We start from the raw sequence: 3129 nt of genomic DNA, 5'->3' as shown, positions 1-3129 counted from the left end.
GCGGCGACGCGGCGCACGAGCTCGTTCTGCCGGGCGGGCAGCGCGAGGTTCGGGCGATCCCAGCCCTCGGACTCGGTCTCGGGGTTCGTGCCCACGACGACGACGGCGAGGTCGGATGCCACGGCCGCCGCCACGGCCTCGTCGAGCTCCTCGTCCGCCGTCTGGCCCGGCGCGCGGTAGCGGAAGTGCAGTCGCACGAACCGCCCGTAGGACTCGCCGTCGATGACCTGCAGGCCGGCCTCGATGCGCACGGTGCGCGGGGCGGCGGTCTCGATCACCGTCTCGACGGTCTGCGGGTTGGCGTAGCTCGAGTTCAGCACGACCTCGACGCCGACGTGCACGTCGGACTCGGCGCGAAGCGTGCCGTCGACGACGATGCGGTGGGCGCCGACGGGCGCCAGCTCGATCACGTGGCGTCCGGCGCGGTCGAGCATGACGTCGGTGATGAGGCGCACGGATGCCACGTCGTCGTCGTCGATCGGGAACCAGAGGCTCGCGGCATCCGGAACCTGCTGGGCGCCGATGACGGCGCCGTTCGCGTCGAGGTGCTCGATGCGGATGCCGCGCCCGCCGTCGGGGGTCGTCAGCAGCTCGCCGGGGGTGAGCCCGCGCACCCACTTCGCGCTCTTCCAGAAGTAGAGGTGCGGCACGAGCAGCCGGGCCGGGCCGCCGTGCTCCGGGTCGAGCGGTTCCCCGTCGAACTCGAACGCCACCCACGCCTTGCCGTCGAGCAGCTCGTCGAGCGGCACGTTCGTCGTGTAGCCGCCATAGCTATGGGCCATGACGTACTCCTGCTCGGTCTCGACATCCTCGAAGAGGGTGTCGAGCGAGACGCCGCGCCAGCTGGTGCCCAGCTTCGACCAGTGCGTGACGCAGTGGATGTCGGTGTCGACGTCGTCGATCTTCAGCGCCATGAACTCGTCCCAGTTCCAGCGGTGCACGGCCGACTCGGTGCGGATCGTGAACTCCCACTCGTCGGTCTCGACCTCGGGCGTGGGCCCGGCGGAGAGCACGGGGAAGTCGCTGACGAGGGTCTGACCGGGTGGCAGGCGATCGTCGCGATCGCGACTTCGCCCGCTGAACCCTCGAGTGATGAACGACATGACGTCTCCTCCCGACTCGTCAACGATAGTGACGACGGCATCCGCTGTCATCGTTCTCAGGCGATCGGGTGCGACATGATCAGCAAACCGACATCGGCGCGAAACGCACGAGCGCCTAGTCTGGATGGCATGGCCGCCCTCTCCCTCGGCATGCCGGCTGTGCGCCGGTCGCCTTCGGCCGCGCCGTCGATCGAGGGGCGCCCCGACGCGGCCGGGCTGGTCGATCGCTTCGGGCGCGTGGCCCACGACCTCCGGGTGTCGATCACGTCGGCCTGCTCGCTGCGCTGCACGTACTGCATGCCCGCCGAGGGACTGCCGGTGATCCCCAAGGACGAACTGCTGTCGGCGTCCGAGATCGCACGGCTCGTCGGCATCGCCGTGCACGACCTCGGCGTGCGCGAGGTGCGCTTCACCGGCGGAGAGCCGCTGACCCGGGCGGACCTCGTCGAGATCATCGCGCTGAGCTCCGCGGCAGCGCCGGGCATCCCGCTCGCGCTGACCACGAATGGCATCGGACTCGACCGGAAGGCGCAGGCACTCAAGGACGCCGGCCTCACGCGTGTCAACGTGTCGCTCGACACGCTGGACCGCGAGCACTTCACGAGGCTCACCCGCCGCGACCGGCTGCCGCGCGTGCTCGACGGCATCGCCGCCGCGCACCGTGCCGGTCTCGGCCCCCTCAAGGTCAACGCGGTCGCGATGCGCGAGACCCTGCACGACGCGCCCGCCCTGCTCGCGTGGGCGGTCGAGCACGGCTGCCGGCTGCGCTTCATCGAGCAGATGCCGCTCGACGCCGACGAGCAGTGGAAGCGCGACAACATGGTCGATGCCGACGAACTGCTCGCGGTGCTCGGCGAGCACTTCGATCTCGAGGCCGTCGCCCGCGAGGACCCGTCGTCGCCGGCCGAGGAGTGGCTGGTCGACGGCGGTCCGGCCACGGTCGGCATCATCGCGTCGGTCACGCGCTCGTTCTGCGCCGCCTGCGACCGCACGCGGCTGACGGCAGAGGGCTCTGTTCGGTCGTGCCTGTTCAGCGACGACGAGACCGACCTGCGCGGGATGCTGCGGGCGGGCGCTGCCGACGCCGAGCTGGCCGAACGGTGGCGCGCGGCGATGTGGGGCAAGCAGGCCGGTCACGGCATCGACGCCGCCGACTTCCACCGCCCGGTGCGGTCGATGGGCGGCATCGGTGGCTGAGGTCACCGTGCGGTACTTCGCCGCTGCCGCCGAGGCGGCCGGCGTCGAGCAGGAGACCCTCGCGGCATCCGAGGCGGGAGCGACGGTCGGCGAGCTGCGCGAGCGCCTCGTCCAGCGCTACGGCTCGGCGATGGCCAGGGTCGTCGCGAACGGGTCGTTCCTCGTCGACGGGGTCGTGCGACGCGACGGTTCGGCCGCACTCGGATCGAACGTCGACGTGCTGCCGCCGTTCGCGGGCGGCTGATCGCCCACCCCACCGCGCAGCCCCTTCCGGCCGGCGCGCGACGGGGTTACCGTGCCGCCATGGGCAAGGTCATCGCAAACGCATCCATGTCGCTCGACGGGTTCATCGCGTTCGACGACAACGGCATCGGCGAACTGTTCGAGTGGTACGAGAACGGCGAGGTCGAGATCGTGAACGAGGGCGAGCTGCCGCCGTTCCACGTCACGCAGGCGAGCGCCGACTACTGGCGGTCGTGGGTCGACTCGATCGGCGCCCTCCTGGTCGGCCGCGAGTTGTTCGACGTCACCGACGGCTGGCACGGGAGGCATCCGATCGGGGTGCCCATCGTGGTGCTCACGCACGAGCCGCCTCGCGACTGGTCGTACCCCGGCTCAGAGGACTTCCACTTCGTCACCGCGGGCATCGCCGCCGCGATCGACCGCGCGAGGGAGATCGCCGGTGAGCGCGACGTCGCCCTCGCGGCCGGCACGATCGCCGGGCAGGCACTCGACGCCGGACTCGTCGACGAGGTGGCCATCGACCTCGTGCCGGTCGTGATGGGGTCGGGCAAGCGGTACTTCGGCGACGCGGGCCCGGCGCGGCTCG

General features: G+C 71.2%; 4 protein-coding genes and 1 pseudogene. 3 read left to right on the top strand and 2 right to left on the bottom strand.

The features are described from left to right. A partial coding sequence (locus GH736_RS25265) for a glycoside hydrolase family 3 protein (RefSeq protein WP_235934530.1) occupies nucleotides 1-434 on the bottom strand: 434 nt, incomplete at its 3' end. Between the two features lie 168 nt (nucleotides 435-602). Continuing rightward, nucleotides 603-1103 (bottom strand): annotated as a pseudogene (locus tag GH736_RS25260) (molybdopterin-dependent oxidoreductase); the annotation flags it as partial. A gap of 129 nt (nucleotides 1104-1232) precedes the next feature. On the opposite strand from GH736_RS25260, the gene moaA reads away from it, so the two are divergent. From moaA to GH736_RS19985, 3 genes are all read left to right on the top strand, one after another. Further along, on the top strand, nucleotides 1233-2300 hold the full coding sequence (gene moaA, locus GH736_RS19995) for a GTP 3',8-cyclase MoaA (protein ID WP_159606451.1): 1068 nt from the start codon (nucleotides 1233-1235) through the stop codon (nucleotides 2298-2300). Beyond that, on the top strand, nucleotides 2293-2544 hold the full coding sequence (locus GH736_RS19990) for a MoaD/ThiS family protein (RefSeq protein WP_159606449.1): 252 nt from the start codon (nucleotides 2293-2295) through the stop codon (nucleotides 2542-2544). Before moaA ends, GH736_RS19990 begins: the two co-directional genes overlap by 8 nt. Nucleotides 2545-2603: 59 nt before the next feature. Continuing rightward, the coding region (locus GH736_RS19985; protein WP_159606447.1) for a dihydrofolate reductase family protein at nucleotides 2604-3129 on the top strand (526 nt) is incomplete at its 3' end.

Source organism: Agromyces humi (assembly GCF_009720255.1).
Lineage (GTDB): Bacteria > Actinomycetota > Actinomycetes > Actinomycetales > Microbacteriaceae > Agromyces > Agromyces humi.
Note: the sequence above shows the minus strand (reverse complement) of the source record. Positions and strands in the feature narration are given on the sequence as shown.